The sequence below is a fragment of the Streptomyces sp. NBC_01803 genome, from assembly GCF_035917415.1.
In the GTDB taxonomy this organism is placed as follows: Bacteria; Actinomycetota; Actinomycetes; order Streptomycetales; family Streptomycetaceae; genus Streptomyces.
Genome location: NZ_CP109073.1, coordinates 507212 through 524687 on the forward strand (window position 1 = coordinate 507212; position 17476 = coordinate 524687).

The window sequence follows — 17476 nt, forward strand, 5'->3', positions numbered from 1 at the left end:
GACCGCCGACCGGCCGAACAGCCCGACGAACAGCCCGATCGAACCACCCGACTGAGAGGACGAGACCCCATGGCCAACCCCTTCGAGGACGACGACGCCCGCTACCTCGTGCTGCGGAACGCGGAGGAGCAGTACTCCCTGTGGCCCGCCTTCGCCGCCGTGCCCGACGGCTGGACGGTGGTGCACGAGGAGGACGGCCGCCAGGAGTGCCTGGACTACATCGAGCGGCACTGGACCGACATGCGGCCCAGGAGCCTGACCAGCCGCGCGGCCGACTGACCGGGCCGGGACCATGACCAGCGACGAACCAGCCGACCGGGCCGACCCCCCTCCGGCCGAACTGGCCGACCCTGGCCTGGCCGACCTGGCCGGCGTGGCCGATCTGGCCGGCGTGGCCGACCTGGCCGGCGTGGCCGATCTGGCCGACCCCGGTCTGTACCGGACCGGGGAGCCGGAGGCCCTGTGGGCGCGGCTGCGCGCCGCCTCCCCGGTGCACCGCGACCGGCGTCCGGACGCGACGTGGTTCTGGGCGGTGCTCGGCCACCGCGAGGCGACCGAAGTGCTCAAAAATCCGCGGCTGTTCGTCTCCGGCCGGGGCATGCGGCTGGACGACAACCCGGAGGCGACCAGGGCGGCGTCCGGCCGCATGCTCATCGTCTCCGACCCGCCGCGCCACGCGCAGCTCCGGCGGGTGATGAACTCCGCCTTCACGCCCAGAATGGTCGCCCGGCTGCGCCGGAACATGCGGGTGACCGTGAGCGCCGTGATCGACGAGGCCCTGGAGCGCGGGGTGTGCGACTTCACCGACGTCGCCGCCCGGCTGCCCGTGTCGGTCATCTGCGACATGCTCGGAGTGCCCCCCGCCGACCGGGACTTCATGCTGGAGCGGACGATGACCGCGTTCGGTGGCCCGGCCGGGGGCGGCGCCGACCGCGCGGCGGTGGCCAGGGCGCACACCGACATCCTGCTCTACTACGCCGAGCTGGTCGAACGCCGCCGCCGGGAGCCGGGCGACGACGTCGTCTCGGCCCTGGTCCGGGGCACGGTGGACGGCCGCCCGCTGACCGACGAGGAGATCTACCTCAACTGCGACGGCCTGGTCTCCGGCGCGAACGAGACCACCCGGCACGCCACGGTGGGCGGGCTGCGCGCCCTGATGCTGCACCCCGACGAGTGGTCCGTGCTGCGCCGGGCGGACCACCCGGTGGAGACCACCGCGCAGGAGATCCTGCGCTACACCAGCCCGGCGATGCACGTGCTGCGCACCGTCGAACGCGACACCGAGCTGGCCGGGCACCGGCTGCGGGCCGGTGACCGGGTCGCCGTCTGGCTGCCCGCCGCCAACCGCGACCCGGCCGTCTTCCCCGATCCGGAACGGTTCGACGCGGCGCGGACCCCCAACCGCCACCTGGCGCTCGCGCCCGGCGAGCACTACTGCCTGGGCTCGTCCCTCGCCCTGGCCGAGCTCACCGTCACCTTCGAGGAGCTCCGTGACCGGGTGGAGCTCCCCGAACCGGCGGGACCGGCGCGGCGGCTGGGGTCCCATCTCATCTGGGGCTTCGCCTCGCTCCCGGTGCGGCTACGCCCCCGCGCCGGACGGCGCCCCCCGGTCGCCGCGGGCCCGGCGGGAGCGCGGGGGTGACGGCGGGACGCGCCGCGCCCCCTGGCCCGGGACGCGCCCGGGACCCGACTCGGCGGCGCCACCGGTCGTGGTGCGGGGGGCGGCGGGAATCAGGCCGAGCGCCGCCGCCCGCAGTCCGGCCTGGAACCGCGAGGAGGCGCCCAGCCGTTGCATCGCCTCGGCGACGTGTCTGCGGTAGGTGCGCACGGACATGCTGAGCGCGCGGGCGGCCACCTCGTCGGTGTGCCCGGCGGCCAGCATCCCCAGCACCTCGCGCAGCGGACTGTCCTCCCCGTCGTCGTCGAAGGCGAAGCCGGCGGCCAGGGTCCACTGCACGGCACCGTGGAAGACGGCGTCGAACAGCGCGTACAGGGAGCGCACGGTGTTCGGCTCCCGGACCGCGAGGCACACCCGCTGTCCGGGAGCGCTGGTGTGCAGGATGACGATGGTCCGGCCGAGCACCGCGAAGCTGGGCAACGGCTGGCCGGACACCCGCACTTCGGCGCCGTGCCGGACCAGGCGCTCCAGATATCCCGACGCCCCGGCCCCACCGTTCTCGCCGGCCAGCGCGAGGGTGCGCACGGAGGCTCCGCGCCGCAGCAGCCGCTCCTCCAGGCACGGCGGGAAGCCGCTGTGGTGGGCGGTGGCGGTGGAATGGTGGACGAAGGACAGGTCCACGGGCCGGCGCGCGGAATCCGTGAGCCACTGGTCGATCACCGAATGGAGGGCGTCCTCCGAGGGGAGCGCCTCCATGAGGGTGGGCGGGGCGCCTCGCATACTGCTGTAGCTGCCCAGCGCCGACTGGATGAGATTCTGCGCCTGGAGAAGCGCCTCTTCGACATATCCCGCCCCTTTTCCTGAAGGTGATTCTCTGTCGTCCGCGGGTAATTGACCGATGCCGCTGCGCGTCGTGCTCAAATCGACCCCCGTACTGCCGATCGCGGTCCGTTCCGCTGTCCTCGCGACTTCCACTACTCGCACTTGTCGCGTACACGCCCCGTACACGTTTATGGCGTTCCCCGACCCCCCGAGATCGCCCTTATAAAATACCGCCTGTCCCGCGACGGCCATAGCGGGTAATCCAGGCCAGTGATCTATGTCACATCGGGCCTCAAGGGGCTGACTGACTGAAATGGGTGGGGAGTTGGGCGGGGTCATGGCGGGCGGAGCGCCGCCTGCGGGTCGGTGTCAGGGCTGCTCGTGGCGCTTTCCCGGGGCGTCCCCGGGCAGCGGCGACCGATCGGCCGCCGACCGGCAGGCGTCCGGATCAAGCCGCCCACGAACAATGCGGACGACCGAATTCCACATGTAAGAGATTTCACGGGCGGCTCCGGCGGCGAATTGTGGAGTGCCACGGCGCCCGCCCCGATTTCCGTGGCGCCCCCGCGCGGAATCCTTTCCGGGCCGCCGGTCCCGCGTAATCGTGGTGGCGCCGCGTCCGGGAGCGATCGGCGGTGATCGGCCCCGCGCCGCGCTTGGCGCGACCAATTCCCAACTGTCCCTTGCGTGTTGATGCCGCACATGGCCGACCGCATTCCCCCCGGTCCCCGGCCCGGACGATCTTTCAGGCGTTGAGCTGCGGCCCATGGGCAATCAGAGGCGCATGGTTCGGCTGGAACCTCCCGGGGTGTACGCACCCCACCACGACACCCACCTGCCCAGCCGGGCCCCGCCGCGCGAACGTCCACGGGCACCGGCCCCCGCGCGCTCGCTGTGGGCACCGGCGCCGCGGCACCGCCCCTCGCTGACAAAAAGATCGACCATCAGATATGAACGCACGTCATATCGCCGCGGCTGATGGCCGCGAGCCGCCACGTGCGCGCCGCGTGGCGACCGGCCGGGGGCGCGAGGGGCGGGAGGCGGCGCGGTAAGTTCTCCACGGTGCCGGCCGTTCATCTCGTCGACACCGGAGGGCGATCGGGTGGTGCGGACGAGACGACAGGGGGACGGCACGGTGAACGTCCGTGGCCGGTGGGCGGTGGGGGCGCTGTGGCTGCTGGCCGGGTTCCTCGCCGTCCGGGAGGCCGTGACACTGCTGCGGCGGCCGGCGGGTGAGCGGCTCACCGCCCTGCACACGTGGCTCGGCGCGGACGGCTCCCGCTACGACGGCGGCGGCCCGTTCCCCGACCCGCCCTTCTCGGCGCTGTCGCTGGAGCCCTTCCCCGACGATCCCGGCATCGCGCTGGACGCCGCGTGGACCGTGGGCATCCTGCTGCTCGTCGCCGCCCTCGGGCTGGTCGCGGCGCGCGGCCTGCCCGCGCCCGTGGCGGCCCGGACGGCGTGGCTCGCACCGCCCGCCGCCCTCTGTCTGCTGCTCGTCTCACGGCCCGTGCGCGAGGCGCTCGCCGAGGGGCGGCCCGGCCTGCTGCCCGTCCTGCTGGTGCTGGCCGGCTGGCTGCTGGTGCCCGGCCAACGCCGAGGGGGCGTACTCATCGGCGTCGGGGCCGCGTTACAGCCCGTGCTGCTCCTCTTCGTCCCGCTGCTGGCACTCGCGGGTCGGCGGCGCGGGGCGGCCGGCGCGGCCGGGGCCTTCGCCGCCTGCACGGCGGTGGCCTGGGCCGCGCTGCCCGGCGACAGCGTCACGTACTGGGCGCGCCACCCGGCGGGCGCCGGGCTCGGGGACGCTCCGGACGGGGTGGACAACCAGTCACTGCACGGCGCCCTGCTGCGGCTGGGCCTGACCGGACCCGGCGAACGGGCGCTGTTCCTCGCGCTGGCCGCCGCCGTCTGCGTGCTGGCGCTGCGCCGCGCCGTCCGCTACGCGCGGGACGACCAGGCGCTGCTGGCCGCCGCCGTCGTCGGCTGCGCCGCACTGGCCGTGACGCCCGTGGCCGGGGAGCACCAGCAGGTGTGGATTCTGCTCGCCGCCGCCGGACGGGCCGGGCGGCGCACCGCCGACCGGCCGGTGTGGCCGGTGTTCGCGGCGCTGGTGGTGACGTTCGAGGGCACGGTGCTGGTGCCCACGATGGATTCGCTCGCCCCGATCGGGGAGAACTTCCCGCTGATCGCCGCCCTGCTGGCGGCCTGCGCGGTGCGGTTCCTGCCGCGCGCCTCGGACCTGTGGGCGCGTCCGGTGGTGGCCGGCCCGGCCGGGCGGCCCAACCTGCTGCTGGAGCTGCTGCTCATCCGCGTCGGATACTTCGTGTACTCGTGGACGCGCGGCCGGGCGGCGGGCGACCGGGCCACGGCGGAGGCCCACGGCCATCACGTGCTGGACATCCAGCGGTTCCTGCGGATCGATGTCGAGTACGACCTCAACCGCGCGGTGGCGCAGTCCCGTTGGCTGGCCGACGCGATGGACTTCTACTACCACACGTTCCACTTCGCGGTGCCGCTGACGATCCTCGGCTGGCTGCTGGTCCGCCACCCGGCGGCCTACCGGGGCGCGCGGCGGGCGCTCGCGTTCACCACGCTGTTCGGGCTCGCCGGCTTCTGGCTCTACCCGCTGGCGCCGCCGCGCCTGATGCCCGGTCTCGGCTTCATCGACACCGCCAACGGCCCGCAGGACTTCGACGATCCCCGGTACGGGGTGCTGACCGGGATCTCCAACCCGTACGCGGCGATGCCGTCGCTGCACGTCGGCTGGTCGCTGTGGTGCGCGCTGATCCTGTGGCGGATGGCGCCCCAGCGCTGGTCGCGGGTGGCGGGCTTCGCCTATCCGCTGCTGACGTCGGTGGTGGTGATGGGCACCGCCAACCACTACCTGCTGGACGCGGTCGGCGGCGTGATCGTGGTCGCCGGCGGCTTCGCCGCCTCCCGGGCGGTCGGCCGCGCGCTCGCGCTCCAGCCGGCCGTGCCGTCCCCGGCCGCGGGACCGGGACCGGAGCCGGGGCGGCGGGCCGAGGAGAGGCTGCCGGAACGGGTCTGAGGCGACCGTCCGCGCACGGCGCCCGGCGCCACGTTCCGGCCGTTCGGCGCCTCGACCGAACGCCTCGCGCCGCCGCCCGAGCGGTCCTGACCCCGCGTCAGCCGGTCGGCGCGCGGCGGGCGAGCGCCAGCGTGCGGTGGGCGACCGCGACCACGGCCGGGTCCACGAAACGGCCGTCCGGCAGGGCCAGGGCGCCCGCGTCGGTGGTGGCGGCCTCGACGATCTCCGCCGCCGCCTCGATCTCCGCCGCCGTCGGTCGGAACGCCTTCTCGATCACCGCCAGTTGACGGGGATGGATGGCCGCGCGGCCCAGGAAGCCCAGCGTCCGGCCCGCCGCGCAGGAACGGGCCAGGCCCACCGTGTCGCGGACGTCCGGATACACGGACTGCGGCGGCGGCGGGAGACCGGCCGCCCGCGCGGCGACGACCGTCCGGCCGCGCGGCCAGGCCAGTCCGGCCGTGTCCGCGACGCCCAGGTCGGCCCGCAGATCCGCCTCGCCGAGCGCGATGCCCGCCACGGCCGGGTGCGCGGTGGCGATCGCGTAGGCGTGCTCCACACCCAGCGCGCTCTCCAGCAGCGGATACAGCGGCGGCACGTCCGCGCCCGCCCAGGTGGCGACGCGGCCGACGTGACCGGGCCGTTCCACCTTCGGCAGCCGCAGCGCGGCCAGGCCGGGCAGCGCGGCGAGCCGGCGCACCTCGTGCATCGCGAGCGGCCCGTCCAGCGCGTTGACGCGGACGTGCACCGGCACGCCGCGGCGCGGCCGGGCCAGCAGCTCGGCGGTGGCGTCGAGCGCGTACCGCTTGCGGTCGGGGGCGACCGCGTCCTCCAGGTCGACCACGACCACGTCGGCGCCGGAGCCAAGCGCCTTGAGCACCACGTCCGGGCGGTCACCGGGGGCGTAGAGCCAGGTCAGCGGGGCCGGGGCGGCGTTCACAACGCGCCCTCCGCCCGCAGGGCCGCGATCTCCCCGGCGCTCAGGCCGAGTCCGGCGAGGACGGCGTCGGTGTCGGCGCCGTGCGGGCGGCCGGCCCATTTGATGGCGCCGGGCGTCTCGGAGAGGCGGAAGAGGACGTTCTGCATCTTCACCGTGCCCAGCTCCTCGTCCTTGAGCTCGGTGATCGAGCCGAGCGCGCGGTACTGCTCGTCGGCCATCACGTCGCGGATGTCGTAGACCGGGGCGATCGCCGCCTCGGCCGCCTCGAAGGCGGCGAGGACCGCGTCGCGGTCGTGGCGCCCGATCCAGGAGCCGACCGCCTCGTCCAGCTCGTCGGCGTGCCCGGCACGGCCGGCACCCGTCGCGAACCACGCGCGTTCGATCAGCTCGGGGCGGCCGACCAGCCGCATCACGCGCTCCGCGACCGACTGGGCGGAGGTGGAGACGGCGACCCAGCGGTCGTCGGCGGTGCGGTAGGTGTTGCGCGGGGCGTTGTTGGCGGAACGGTTGCCGGTGCGGGGCTGGACATAGCCGAGCTGGTCGTACCAGATGGGCTGCGGACCCAGCACGGTGAGTATCGGCTCGATGATCGCCATGTCGACCACCTGGCCGTACCCGGTGCGGTCCCGGCCGGCGAGCGCGGCCATCACGGCGTAGGCCGTGGTGAGGGCGGCGATCGAGTCGGCCAGGCCGAACGGCGGCAGGGTCGGCGGGCCGTCCGGCTCGCCGGTGATGGCGGCGAAGCCGCTCATCGCCTCGGCGAGCGTGCCGAAGCCGGGGCGCCTGGCGTAGGGGCCGAGCTGGCCGAAACCGGTGACGCGGGCCAGGACCAGGCGCGGGTTGACGGCGGCGAGCTCGGCCCAGCCCAGGTGCCACTTCTCCAGGGTGCCGGGCCGGAAGTTCTCGATGATCACATCCGCTTCGGCGGCCATCATGAGCAGGACGTCACGGCCGCCGGGTGTGGACAGATCGAGGGTGACGGTCCTCTTGTTGCGGCCGAGCAGCTTCCACCACAGACCGACGCCGTCCTTGCCGGGGCCGTGACCCCGGGACGGATCGGGCCGGCGTGGGTGCTCCACCTTGATCACGTCGGCGCCGAAGTCGCCGAGCATGGTGGCCGCGAGCGGCCCGGCGAAGAGCGTCGCCAGATCGATGACCCGCAGCCCCGCCAGGGCCGCCGGACCGGACTCCGGGACGGAATCGGGTGCGGGTACGGACTCGTTCACGCTGCCTCCTTGATCGCTTCTCCGGCCGCCGGGCGAAACCGACCACCACCGGCCACCTCTCCCCCAGCGGCCCGACACCCGACGCTCACCCTGCCTCCTTGATCGCTTCTCCGGCCGCCGGGCGAAACCGACCACCACCGGCCACCTCTCCCCCAGCGGCCCGACACCCGACGCTCACCCTGCCCCCCTGATCGCTTCTCCAGCCGACCCGGCGGCCCGGCGGCCCGGCGGCGCTCACCGTGGCTCCGGTGCGTGGTCGGTGTGCTGGGCGTCGATCTCGTCGCGGGTGGGCATCGAGGACGAGGCGCCGGGGCGCTGTACCGCGAGGGCGGCGGCGGTCGCCGCCCAAGCCATCGCCTCGGGCATCGGGCGCCCCTCCCCGTGTGCCACCGTGAGCGCGCCGACGAACGTGTCCCCGGCCGCCGTGGTGTCCACGGCGCGCACCGCGACGGCGGGCACGGTCACGGGCTCGGCGCCGCGCGCGACGTACAGGCTGCCCGCCGCACCGAGGGTGATGACGACCTCGGGGACGGCGGCCAGCAGCACGCGGGCGGCGCGGAGCGGATCGGCTTCGCCGGTGAGGGCGGCGGCCTCGTGCTCGTTGGGGACCAACAAGTCGGTGAGCGCGAGGAGTTCGTCGGGGAGCGGCTGGGCGGGGGCGGGGGTCAGCACGGTGCGGACACCGTGGGCGCGGGCGGCGCGGGCGCCGGCCAGGACGCCGGCCATGGGCAGTTCGAGCTGCAACAGCAGGGCGTCGGCGGCGGCGACGCGCTTCTCGTCGGCCGGCGTGAGGGCGGTGACGGTGGCGTTGGCGCCGGGGACGACGACGATCGCGTTGCCGCCGTCGTCGTCCACGACGATGTGGGCGGTGCCGCTGGGGCCCCGGGCGGTGCGCAGGGCGGCGGTGTCGACGCCGGAGCCGGCCAGCGCGGCGCGCAGGCGCGGCCCGAAGTCGTCGTCACCGACCGCGCCGATCATGGCGACCCGGCCGCCCGTGCGGGCGGCGGCGATCGCCTGGTTGGTGCCCTTGCCGCCGGGCACCGTGCGGAACTCGCGGCCCATCACCGTCTCGCCCCGGCGCGGGGCGGTGGCCGTGTAGGCGACGAGATCCATGTTGGTGGAGCCGAGGACCGTGACGGCCGTCGCGCGGCGGGTCATGCGGATGCCTCCAGGGTGAGTGCGGCCAGGGCGTCGAAGCCGATGCCGTCGAAGCCGGCGACGGTGGTCGACAGCCGGTTGGCGAGGGGCTCGGTCCAGCGGGCGGGCAGGGCCTCGGGGGTCCCGGCGAGCAGACCGGCCACCGAGCCGGCCGTGGCGCCGTTCGAGTCGGTGTCCCAACCACCGGACACCGCACGGCAGATGGTGGCGGTGAAGTCGCCGTCGGCGTGGGTGAGGGCGGCGGCGAGCAGCGCGGCGTTGGGCAGGACGTGCACCCAGTGGTGGTCGCCGAAGCGGGCGTGCAGCCGGTCGGCGACGGAGTCGAAGCCGAAGGCGGTCGGCTCGGCGGCGCGGGCGGTGGCGATGCCGAAGCGGACGGCGTGGGCGAGGCGGGAGACGGTGGGGACGACGGCGAGCCCGGCGCGCAGGCAGCCGTGCACGTCCGAACGGCCGCCCGCCGCCTCGGCGATGACGGCGGCGGCGAACATCGCGCCGTACACGCCGTTGGCGGTGTGGGTCAGCACGGCGTCGCGGTGGGCGAGTTCGGCGGCGGCGGCCGGGTCGCCGGGGTGGGTCCAGCCGTAGACGTCGGCGCGGATCAGGGCGCCGATCCACTCACGGAACGGGTTGCGGTGGGTGGCGGTGTCCGGTGGTTCGACCCCGGCCAGCAGGTTGCGGTAGGCGACACGTTCGGCGGTGAACGTGCGGCCGGCGGGGAGTTCGTCCAGCCAGAGGGCGGCGACGTCGGCGGTGGTGAAGGCGTGGCCGTGGCGGCGGAGCAGGAGCAGGCCGAGGAGCGGGAAGTTGAGGTCGTCGTCCTCGGGGGTACCGGCGATGTTCTCGGCGAGGGAGGTCGGGGCGGAGCGGCGGTTCCAGGGGTGGGCGGCGGCCAGACCGGGGGGCAGGCCGATCGCGGTGAACCAGGTGTTCAGCGGCCAGTTGCCGGTCGCGCGGGCCAGGGCGCGGATGCCGGCCAGGGGCAGCTTCTCGACGGGCTTGCCGAGCACGCAGCCGGCCGCGCGGCCCAGCCAGCCGGCGTGCAGCCGGGCGAGGGACGCCGAGGTCCGGCGCGGCGCGGGCCAGTCGGGGCAGGCGACGCGGATCTCGGCCAGCGCGGTCGGCTCCCGTTCCGCCAACAGCGAGGGCAGAGTCGCCAGTTCGTCCAGCAGGCATTCGGCGAGCGAGCGCAGCGCCGGATCGGCCGGGCCAGGCGAGGCGCCGGCCCGCCCGGGGGCGGGGTGGCCCCCCGCCGCCCGCCAGCGCCGCGCGATCGCGGCGACCTCGACGGCGTCGCGGCCGTCCTGCGCGGCCTGGCGCAGCTCGTGCCCGATCAGGTCCTCGGGCTGCACCCAGGTCAGCCGCAGTCCGGCGGGAGCGGGGGCGGAGGCGGCGGGGGCCGGCATCAGGCGCCCGTGATCGCGCCGAACAGCGCCTCGTGCGCGCGGCGCCGCTCGACGTCGCGGGCGAACATCTCGCGGGCGACCGCCGCCAGCGCCGCCGCCGGGGCGTGCAGATCGAGCCTGCTGGCCCGCGCGATCTCGGTACTCCACTCCTTCGGCACGGCGCCCTCGCCGCCCAGCGCGCCCGCGAGCGCGCCGCTCATGGTGGCGATCGAGTCGCAGTCCCGGCCGTAGTTGACCGAGCCGAGCACGGTGCGGCGGAAGTCACCGCGGCCGACCAGGAGCATGCCGAGCGCGATCGGCAGCTCCTCGATGGCGTGCAGGCGGGAGGGGCGGCGGGCACCGAGGGAGGGCCTGCGGTAGTCGGGGCCGACCGTGTCGAAGGGCGCGACGGCCTCCCGCAGCGGGGTCAGCGCCTCCTCGAAGTCGTCGTAGCGGGACGCCGTTTCACAGACGGCCTCGATCGCGGCGCGGGTGCCGTCCTTGGCCAGGGCCAGCGCCTCGTCGACGACCGACTCGGGGGTGGCGTGCGGCCCGAAGGCCGAGGCGACGGCCGCGGCGAAGACGCCCGCCGCCTCGCGTCCGTAACTCGACTGATGGGCCCCGGCGATGTCCAGCGCCTCGGCGTAGGCACCGTGCGGATTCCCGGCGTTGACCGCGCCGACCGGCGCCATATACATCGCGGCGCCGCAGTTGACGATGTTGCCCACGCCCGCCTCGCGCGGGTCCACGTGGCCGTAGTGGATCCGTGCCACGAGCCATTTCTCGGCCAGGAAGACCCGCTGCAACAGCAGGGCCTCCGCCTCCAGTTCGGGAATCCAGCGCGGGGTGCCGATGAGGTCGGGGACCAGGTGGTCGGCCACCGCGTAGGCGTCGAGGTGATCGCGCACCTTCTCGTAGACCCGGACCAGGGCGTGCGTCATCAGGGTGTCGTCGGTGACGTGTCCGTCGCCCTTGTGGTACGGCGCGATGGGGCGCGCGGTGCGCCAGTCCTCGCGGTGGAACGGCTCGACGATGCCCCGCACGCGCCCGCCGTGCCGCTCGGCGATGGCCGCGGGTGCCCAGCCCTCGACGGCGCCGCCGAGGGCGTCGCCGACGGCGGCCCCGACGAGGGCGCCGGTGGTGCGGTCTTCCAGGGTGGGGAACGGGGTCGTGGGCCGCGTGGTCGGCCGGGTGTCGGACGGAGTCATGCGACGGTTCCTTCCGGGGAGGTGCTGAGGGTGATCCGGGCGAGCCGTTCCGCGATCTCGACGAGGTCGGTACCGGCCAGCCGGGGCAGCGCGCAGCCCGCCAGGGTGCGGCAGGCGTCGCGCCAGGTGTCCGGCAGCGCGCCGGCGCCGCCGAGCACTCCGGTCAGGGCGCCCGCCAGGGCCGGCGCGGAGTCCGCGACCCGGGAGAGGCAGGCCGCGGCGGGCACCGCCTCGCTGACGGCGCCCGCGGCGGCGGTGGCGACCGCGAGGGCGACGGGAACGGTCTCGGCCGCGGCGATGCCGTAGCTGTAGACGTGGTCGACGATCTCGTGTTCCAGCACCGGGACCAGGGCGAAGGCGTTGCCCGGCAGGCCGGGGCGGGCGGCCACGGCCGCCCGGCCCAGCTCGACGGCGCGCAGCGCGTTGCGCCGGATCTCGGTGTGTTCGGGGAGCTGGCGCAGCGCCACATCCACGCAGGCGTCGACGGGCGCGCCGCCGAGCGCGGCGGCGACCGCCGCCGCCATCGCCCGGGCGCCGTGCACGCCATCGCCGTCCTGGGTGTAGCGGGCGTCGAACTCCGCGAGCCGGGCGGCCCGTTCGGGGTCGCCGGGGTGTACGACGGCGAGCACGGCCGCCCGCACGCAGGCCGCGTCGTCGAAGTAGTGCGGGTTGTCGTGCCCGGTCGCCGGGGGCCGCAGCCCGGCGGCCAGGTTGCCGAGCCCGGCCCGAACCGAGATCCGGGCGCGCAGCGGCATCTTCGCGGACTCGATCTCGGTGGCGCGGTGCGCCGCCGCCGCGATCTCGTCGGCGAGCGCGGTCCAGGCCAGGGCCAGCGCGGCGCGTACCGGGCCGGCGCCGGGGCCGGTCGCGGAGAGCACGGACAGGGCGGTGAACGCGGCCCATTCGGCGTCGTCCGAGGGGCCGAGGCGCAGCGGCTCGGGTGGCTGGTTGAGCGCTATGGGCACGGGCAGGGTGGTGGTCGCGTTCAGCTCGGCGAACGTGTCGAGCTCGCGGGTCAGCCGCCGCGTCCAGCCGGGCATGCGGGCGGCGCGGTGCCGTCCGGCGGGCCAGCCGGCGGCGTCCCCGGCGGCGATGCCGAGCAGCAGTCCCTCGATCCGCCGCGGGTCGTCCCCGGCGGCCGGTCCGCCGAGGGCGGCCTCGGCCGGGCGGGCGGTCACGCGGCGGCCCGTTCGCGACCGTCGGGGGGCGGAGTGAGCAGGTCCGCGATGTCCAGGACGTGGCGGCCGGTCATGGACGGCAGGCAGCTGCCGCGCACCGGGCCGATCGCCTTGGCCCAGTCGGCGGGGATCGCGCCCTCGCCGCGCAGCGCGCCCGCCAGGGCGCCGGCCACGGCGGCGGTGGTGTCCGCGTCGCGGCCCATGTTGACGGCCATGGCGACCGCCTCGGCGAACTCTCCCCGGGCGGCGGCGAACGCGCCGAAGGCGAGCCCGACCGCCTCGGGCGCCAGGTCGGTCCACGGGTAACCGCCGATGACCGTCGCGGATCTGACGGCCCGTTCGGTAGCGAGCTGGGTCGCGGCCGGGTCGCGGCGGGCGCGGCGGGCGGCGGCCACCGCGCGGTGCAGGGAGCGGGCGGTCCAGGAGTCGTCCGGGACGACGGAGAGCGCGGCGAGCACCACCGCGTCGGGGTCGTGGCCCGTCATGGCCGCCGCGACCCCGGCGGCCACCGCCCGGCCGCCGTGGATGCCCTCCCCGTCGTGGGAGACCGTGCCGTCGATGGACACCAGCCGGGCCGCCTCGGCAGGCCGCCCGGCCGCGTAGACGCCGAACGGCGCCGCGCGCATGGCCAGTCCGTCGCTCCAGGCGTGCCGGTGCTGGGCGGAGATGGGGGCGGCGAGCCCCCGGCGCAGGTTCTCCAGGGTGCCGCGCTCGCTGAACCCGGCGCCCCGGAACGGACCTTCGTCCCGGTCCGCGATCCACTCGTGCCACGCCGACTCGACGTGGGCGACGGTGAGGGCCGAGCCGTGCGCGGCGAGCAGCAGGCCGGAGAAGATGGCGTACTCGGTGTCGTCCGTGCCGGCCGGGTCGTCCGTCACGAAGCCCTCGATGCGGCCCCAACGCTCCCTGATCTGCGAGGGCTTGAGGTTCTCGGCGGGGGCGCCGAGGGCGTCGCCGACGGCGAGGCCGAGCATCGCGCCCCGGGCTCGGTCCCGTGACCCGGTGCCGCCCGGGGCGGGTGGCGGCACCGCGCCGGCTGGTTCCGGGTCGGCGCCGGCCCGGGAGGCGGTGGGGCTCATGCGGTCCTCGTGTCTGTGGAGTCGGCCGGCGCGGAGTTCGCCGGCGCGGAGTCGGCGGGCGCGGCGTCGGCCGGCGTGGTGGAGGCGCGGACGACGAGGCGGGGCGGCACGGTGGTGGTGCGGGGCGGCACGGTGGCGGTGCGGGACGGCGGCGGGGGCGCTGCCGGGTCGCGGCCGGTGTCGGGGCCCTGGAGACGGAGCCGGTCGAGCAGCAACTCGGCGGCGAGTCGCCCGCGTTCGGACGAGCCGAGGTCGACGCTGGTGAGCGGCGGCCAGGCGGCGCGGGCGAGCGCGCTGTCGTCCATGCCGACGACGGCGATGTCCCCGGGCACCCGCAGGCCACGGGCGAGGAGGGCGTGGGCGACGCCCAGCGCGAGCTGGTCGTTGGCGCAGAACAGCGCGTCGGGGCGGGCGGGCAGGAGCCGTTCGACGGCCGCCGCGCCGGAGTCGATGTCGAAGGCGGTGTGCACGACGAGCGCCTCGTCGTAGGGCAGGCCCCGGTCGGTGAGCGCCGCGCGATATCCCTGGTCGCGGTTGCCGCCGGGGACCGTGTCGGAGGGGCCGTTGACGAAGCCGATGCGGCGCCGGCCGGTGTCGGTCAGGTGCCGCACGGCGATGGCGGCGCCCGCGACGGAATCGGCGCGCACGCTGTCCACGGGCACGTCGTCGGGGAGCGAGCCGATGACGACCACCGGTCCGGCGGCCGTGGTCAGGGCCTCGATATGGGCGTCGCTGATACGGATGGGGCAGATGATCAAGCCGTCGCTGGTGCGGTCGCCGAGGCTGCGCAGCACCGCGAGTTCGTCCTCGGCCACGGCGTCGGTCGAGTGCAGCAGCAGCCGGTAGCCGGCGGCCTTGGTGACGGTCTGGATCGCGCGGACCATCGCCACGTAGACCGGGTTGCCGATGTCCGGCATGGCGAACGTCAGTTGGCGGGTCCGGCCGTCCTTGAGGGAACGGGCGACCGCGTTGGGCACGTAGCCGAGTTCGGCGGCGGCGCGGCGTACGCGCTGGACCGTGTCGTGGCGCCCGCCCTGACCGTTGAGCACGCGGGAGACCGACGCGATGGAGACGCCCGCCTGCGCGGCGATCGAAACAATGGTGGGTTGTACACCATTCGGCATGCCCGTTTCCCCCTCCGCACCTCGGACCCGGGCGCTGTAAACGTTTCCAGTCGCCGGGACGTTCCCAGATGTTGCGCCCGTGTTTCTCTTCCGTCAAGGGGGTGGGGTGGGATCCGGCCGCGTTCAGCGGGGGGCTGCGAGGCGGTGCAACTCCACAGTGAGTGACCGGACTTCGGAGATCACGATGGTCATGTACGTGTGGTGCGGCTGGCGGCGCCGGTCGGTGGGCGAGCCCGGGTTCAGCAGCCGGAGTCCGCCGGGGGCGGTGGTGTCCCACGGGATGTGACTGTGGCCGAAGACCAGCACGTCGAGATCGGGGAACCGCCGGGCGCACCGGCGTTCGCGCCCCTGGGCCGGCCCGGTCTCGTGCACCACGCCGAACCGCAGCCCGCCCAGCTCCGCGCGGGCCACCTCGGGCAGCCGGGCGCGCAGCGCGGGGCCGTCGTTGTTGCCGTACACGCCGATCAGCCGCCGCGAGCGCTCCTGGAGCAGGTCCAGCGTGGCGACATCCACCCAGTCCCCGGCGTGGACGACCACGTCGGCGTCCGCGACCCGCGCCAGCAGCTCCGCCGGGAGGCTCTGGGCGCGCTTGGGCAGGTGGGTGTCGGACAGGAGCAGCAGACGCACCCGGCGACCGTACCGCCGCGCGGGCGCCCCCGGCGGCGGGGCCGCCCGGCCGGTGTGCCGGGCGGCCCCGCGGCCTCGGGCGGGCTCAGCGCCGGAGCACCACCTGGGTCCAGGCCACGTTCATCTCCGCGCCCTGGCCCCAGAGCCGGCTCTCCGGCAGGCTCGCCGGGTCCTCGAACGCCTGCGGGGTGGGCGCCCCGCGCCGGGGGTCGAAGTAGAAGTCGGGGGTGTTCTCCAGCCGCACCAGGCCGTCACCGCCGCGGGAGCCGGGAAGCGCGCCGTCCAGGATGGTGGCCAGCGCGAGTCCGCAGGTCACCTGGTTCAGCGTCAGCCGCTCCTCGGCACCGCCGTGGTCGAGCATCAGGAAACGGCGGTCGAAGGCGCGGGTGCCGATCCGGTCGGTCTGGAGCTTCTGGCGGCCGTCCACGAACCAGGTGACGCGCCGGCCGCCCTGGTCGTAGCGGATCTCCAGGTCGTGCGCGCGGCCCGGGGTGCGGTCGGCGACCGGGACGGCGTAGGTGTAGGAGGCGTACGTGGCGCCGGGGCTCGGCAGCCGCTCGTACATGGCGTAGATGGTCGAGTTGGTCACCCAGAAGTCGGCGATGGCGTTGCTCTGCACGTCGCCGCTGACCATGCCGACGGAGGCGAGCCGCAGGTCGGACTCCGGGTCGGTGACGGCGTCGCCGAACGGGTGGTTCTCGGTGCCGAACGTCTCGCCGGACAGGCGGTGTTCGCAGCTTATGGAGCCTGTGTCCGGTATGTCGAACCCGAGTTGGCCCGTGCTGGTGAACCGCTGCGGGAACGCCAGCCACTTCATGTGGTCCAGCGAACTGCCGTCCGCCTGCTGCTCGTACGTCCGGGCGAACGCCGGGTCACCCGTGGCCGGATTCGTACCGGCGGGCGCCACGTTCAGCACGCCTCCCGACGTGGTCGGCACGGCGTCGCCGGCCGGCCACTGCTCGTCCCCCGTCACCAGCCAGTTGCCGCCCTGGCCGGTGAGGAAGCCGTTGTCGTAGTCGTCCCGGAACAGCACCTGCTTGAGGCCCGACGTCTCCTCCTTCGCGCCCGGCGCGGCCGATCCGGCGGTGGCGGCGGCCGGCGCCAGCGCGGTGGCGACGAGCCCCAGGGCGGCAGCACCCAGGGCGAGTTGGGATCTCTTCATCCCGATGGACATATGTGGTCTCCGTTGTCCTACTGTGTTTCCCCGTGCCCCTGTTGGCCAGGGGTTCCGCGACGGGGACACAGCTCGGACAACACCGCCCGAACACGCTCGGGCGGTGGTCAACTCCCCGTCATCCACGGAGAGTACACGCGGGCCGGAGGCTTCAGATCAGCATGGCCGACTGCGCCCACCTGCGATTGGAGTAGGGCAGCCAGCACACCCAGTCCCCGATCCGGTGCACCAGCCGTTCCGCCTCGAAAGCGGCCAGGACCGGCGCGGGCACGGCGTCCGCCGTCGCGCCCGGGACGAGCGTGTCGATGGCCCGCAGGTAGGCGTCGTCGGTGACGGTGAACCGGCGCAGGTCGCCCCAGCGGCGGTCCCGGAGCTGGAAGAAGCCGGGGCCGCGGCGCCACAGGCACTTGCCGACGAAGTGCCCATCGCGCCACCGCTTCAGGACCTCCTCGCCGTCCGGGAGCCCGACGAGGACGGCGGGTGGCTGGAGGTGGCTGAACAGCGTCCACTCCGGCTCGCCGGCGGCCGGGAGCGTGAGCCGCCACTGCGTGAAGACCGCCTGGGCCGTCAGGTCCCGGATCAGGCTCAGCAGGTAGACCGTGCGGGCCGCGTCGGCGGGGTCGGCCAGGTCGATCCGGCCGGGGATCTCGACGCGCCGGGCGCCCAGCTCCCACAGCCGGTCGACGGCACTGGCCGGCGGGCCGCTCACCTCCACCTCCCCCAGGTACATGTCGGGGACGTCGAGGGTGTGGGCGTCGTAGTCGCGCCAGGCCCGCAGGGTCAGGGGTGACGCGGCGGCGGTGACGGCGGGCGCGGGGGCGTACGGCAGGCTGTTCACGGTCGCTCCTTCCGGGGTTCCGGGGTCGCGGCGGATGATCGGGGTGTGCCGGGCGG

15 protein-coding genes are annotated in these 17476 nt (G+C 75.2%); 3 read left to right on the forward strand and 12 right to left on the reverse strand.

What is annotated here, in order from left to right:
• Positions 1-69 precede the first annotated feature (69 nt).
• Both OIE51_RS02115 and OIE51_RS02120 read left to right on the forward strand, forming a co-directional pair.
• Entirely contained in the window at positions 70-279 is a 210-nt protein-coding gene (locus OIE51_RS02115; RefSeq protein WP_326595045.1) for an MbtH family protein, read from the forward strand.
• 13 nt (positions 280-292) lie between these two features.
• Positions 293-1642, forward strand: coding sequence for a cytochrome P450 (locus OIE51_RS02120; RefSeq protein WP_326595047.1), 1350 nt, complete (start codon positions 293-295; stop codon positions 1640-1642).
• Here the strand turns inward: OIE51_RS02120 and OIE51_RS02125 are convergent.
• The gene (locus tag OIE51_RS02125; RefSeq protein WP_326595048.1) at positions 1580-2398 is read right to left on the reverse strand and encodes a helix-turn-helix transcriptional regulator; all 819 of its coding nucleotides are present in this window, start codon (positions 2396-2398) and stop codon (positions 1580-1582) included. The two genes, OIE51_RS02120 and OIE51_RS02125, sit on opposite strands and share 63 nt — an antisense overlap.
• 1177 nt (positions 2399-3575) lie before the next feature.
• On the opposite strand from OIE51_RS02125, the gene OIE51_RS02130 reads away from it, so the two are divergent.
• A complete protein-coding gene (locus OIE51_RS02130) occupies positions 3576-5489 on the forward strand; it encodes a phosphatase PAP2 family protein (protein WP_326595050.1) in 1914 nt (637 codons plus the stop codon).
• A 97-nt stretch (positions 5490-5586) separates the two neighbouring features.
• On the opposite strand, the gene OIE51_RS02135 is transcribed toward OIE51_RS02130, so the two are convergent.
• The 11 genes from OIE51_RS02135 to OIE51_RS02185 form a co-directional block, all read right to left on the reverse strand.
• Positions 5587-6525 (reverse strand): HpcH/HpaI aldolase/citrate lyase family protein, encoded by a 939-nt coding sequence (locus OIE51_RS02135; protein ID WP_442811845.1) that lies wholly within the window; start codon positions 6523-6525, stop codon positions 5587-5589.
• On the reverse strand, positions 6423-7652 hold the full coding sequence (locus tag OIE51_RS02140; RefSeq protein WP_326595054.1) for a CaiB/BaiF CoA transferase family protein: 1230 nt from the start codon (positions 7650-7652) through the stop codon (positions 6423-6425). Before OIE51_RS02140 ends, OIE51_RS02135 begins: the two co-directional genes overlap by 103 nt.
• Positions 7653-7886: 234 nt before the next feature.
• Positions 7887-8810, reverse strand: coding sequence for a ribokinase (gene rbsK / locus OIE51_RS02145; protein WP_326595056.1), 924 nt, complete (start codon positions 8808-8810; stop codon positions 7887-7889).
• Positions 8807-10213, reverse strand: a complete 1407-nt coding sequence (locus OIE51_RS02150) for an ADP-ribosylglycohydrolase family protein (RefSeq protein ID WP_326595058.1) — start codon at positions 10211-10213, stop codon at positions 8807-8809. The genes rbsK and OIE51_RS02150 overlap by 4 nt, the downstream gene beginning before the upstream one ends.
• A complete protein-coding gene (locus OIE51_RS02155) occupies positions 10213-11400 on the reverse strand; it encodes an ADP-ribosylglycohydrolase family protein (RefSeq protein WP_326595060.1) in 1188 nt (395 codons plus the stop codon). The genes OIE51_RS02150 and OIE51_RS02155 overlap by 1 nt, the downstream gene beginning before the upstream one ends.
• Entirely contained in the window at positions 11397-12578 is a 1182-nt protein-coding gene (locus OIE51_RS02160; RefSeq protein ID WP_326595061.1) for an ADP-ribosylglycohydrolase family protein, read from the reverse strand. Before OIE51_RS02160 ends, OIE51_RS02155 begins: the two co-directional genes overlap by 4 nt.
• Positions 12575-13657, reverse strand: a complete 1083-nt coding sequence (locus OIE51_RS02165) for an ADP-ribosylglycohydrolase family protein (RefSeq protein WP_442811846.1) — start codon at positions 13655-13657, stop codon at positions 12575-12577. The genes OIE51_RS02160 and OIE51_RS02165 overlap by 4 nt, the downstream gene beginning before the upstream one ends.
• Entirely contained in the window at positions 13654-14781 is a 1128-nt protein-coding gene (locus tag OIE51_RS02170; RefSeq protein ID WP_326595063.1) for a LacI family DNA-binding transcriptional regulator, read from the reverse strand. Before OIE51_RS02170 ends, OIE51_RS02165 begins: the two co-directional genes overlap by 4 nt.
• Before the next feature lie 123 nt (positions 14782-14904).
• Entirely contained in the window at positions 14905-15408 is a 504-nt protein-coding gene (locus tag OIE51_RS02175) for a metallophosphoesterase family protein (protein WP_326595064.1), read from the reverse strand.
• An 85-nt stretch (positions 15409-15493) separates the two neighbouring features.
• On the reverse strand, positions 15494-16582 hold the full coding sequence (locus tag OIE51_RS02180) for a DUF6081 family protein (protein WP_326595066.1): 1089 nt from the start codon (positions 16580-16582) through the stop codon (positions 15494-15496).
• Between the two features lie 151 nt (positions 16583-16733).
• Positions 16734-17420 carry a DUF5825 family protein gene (locus tag OIE51_RS02185; protein ID WP_326595068.1) on the reverse strand — a complete coding sequence of 229 codons (687 nt, stop codon included), beginning with the start codon at positions 17418-17420 and terminating at the stop codon, positions 16734-16736.
• Positions 17421-17476 lie beyond the last annotated feature (56 nt).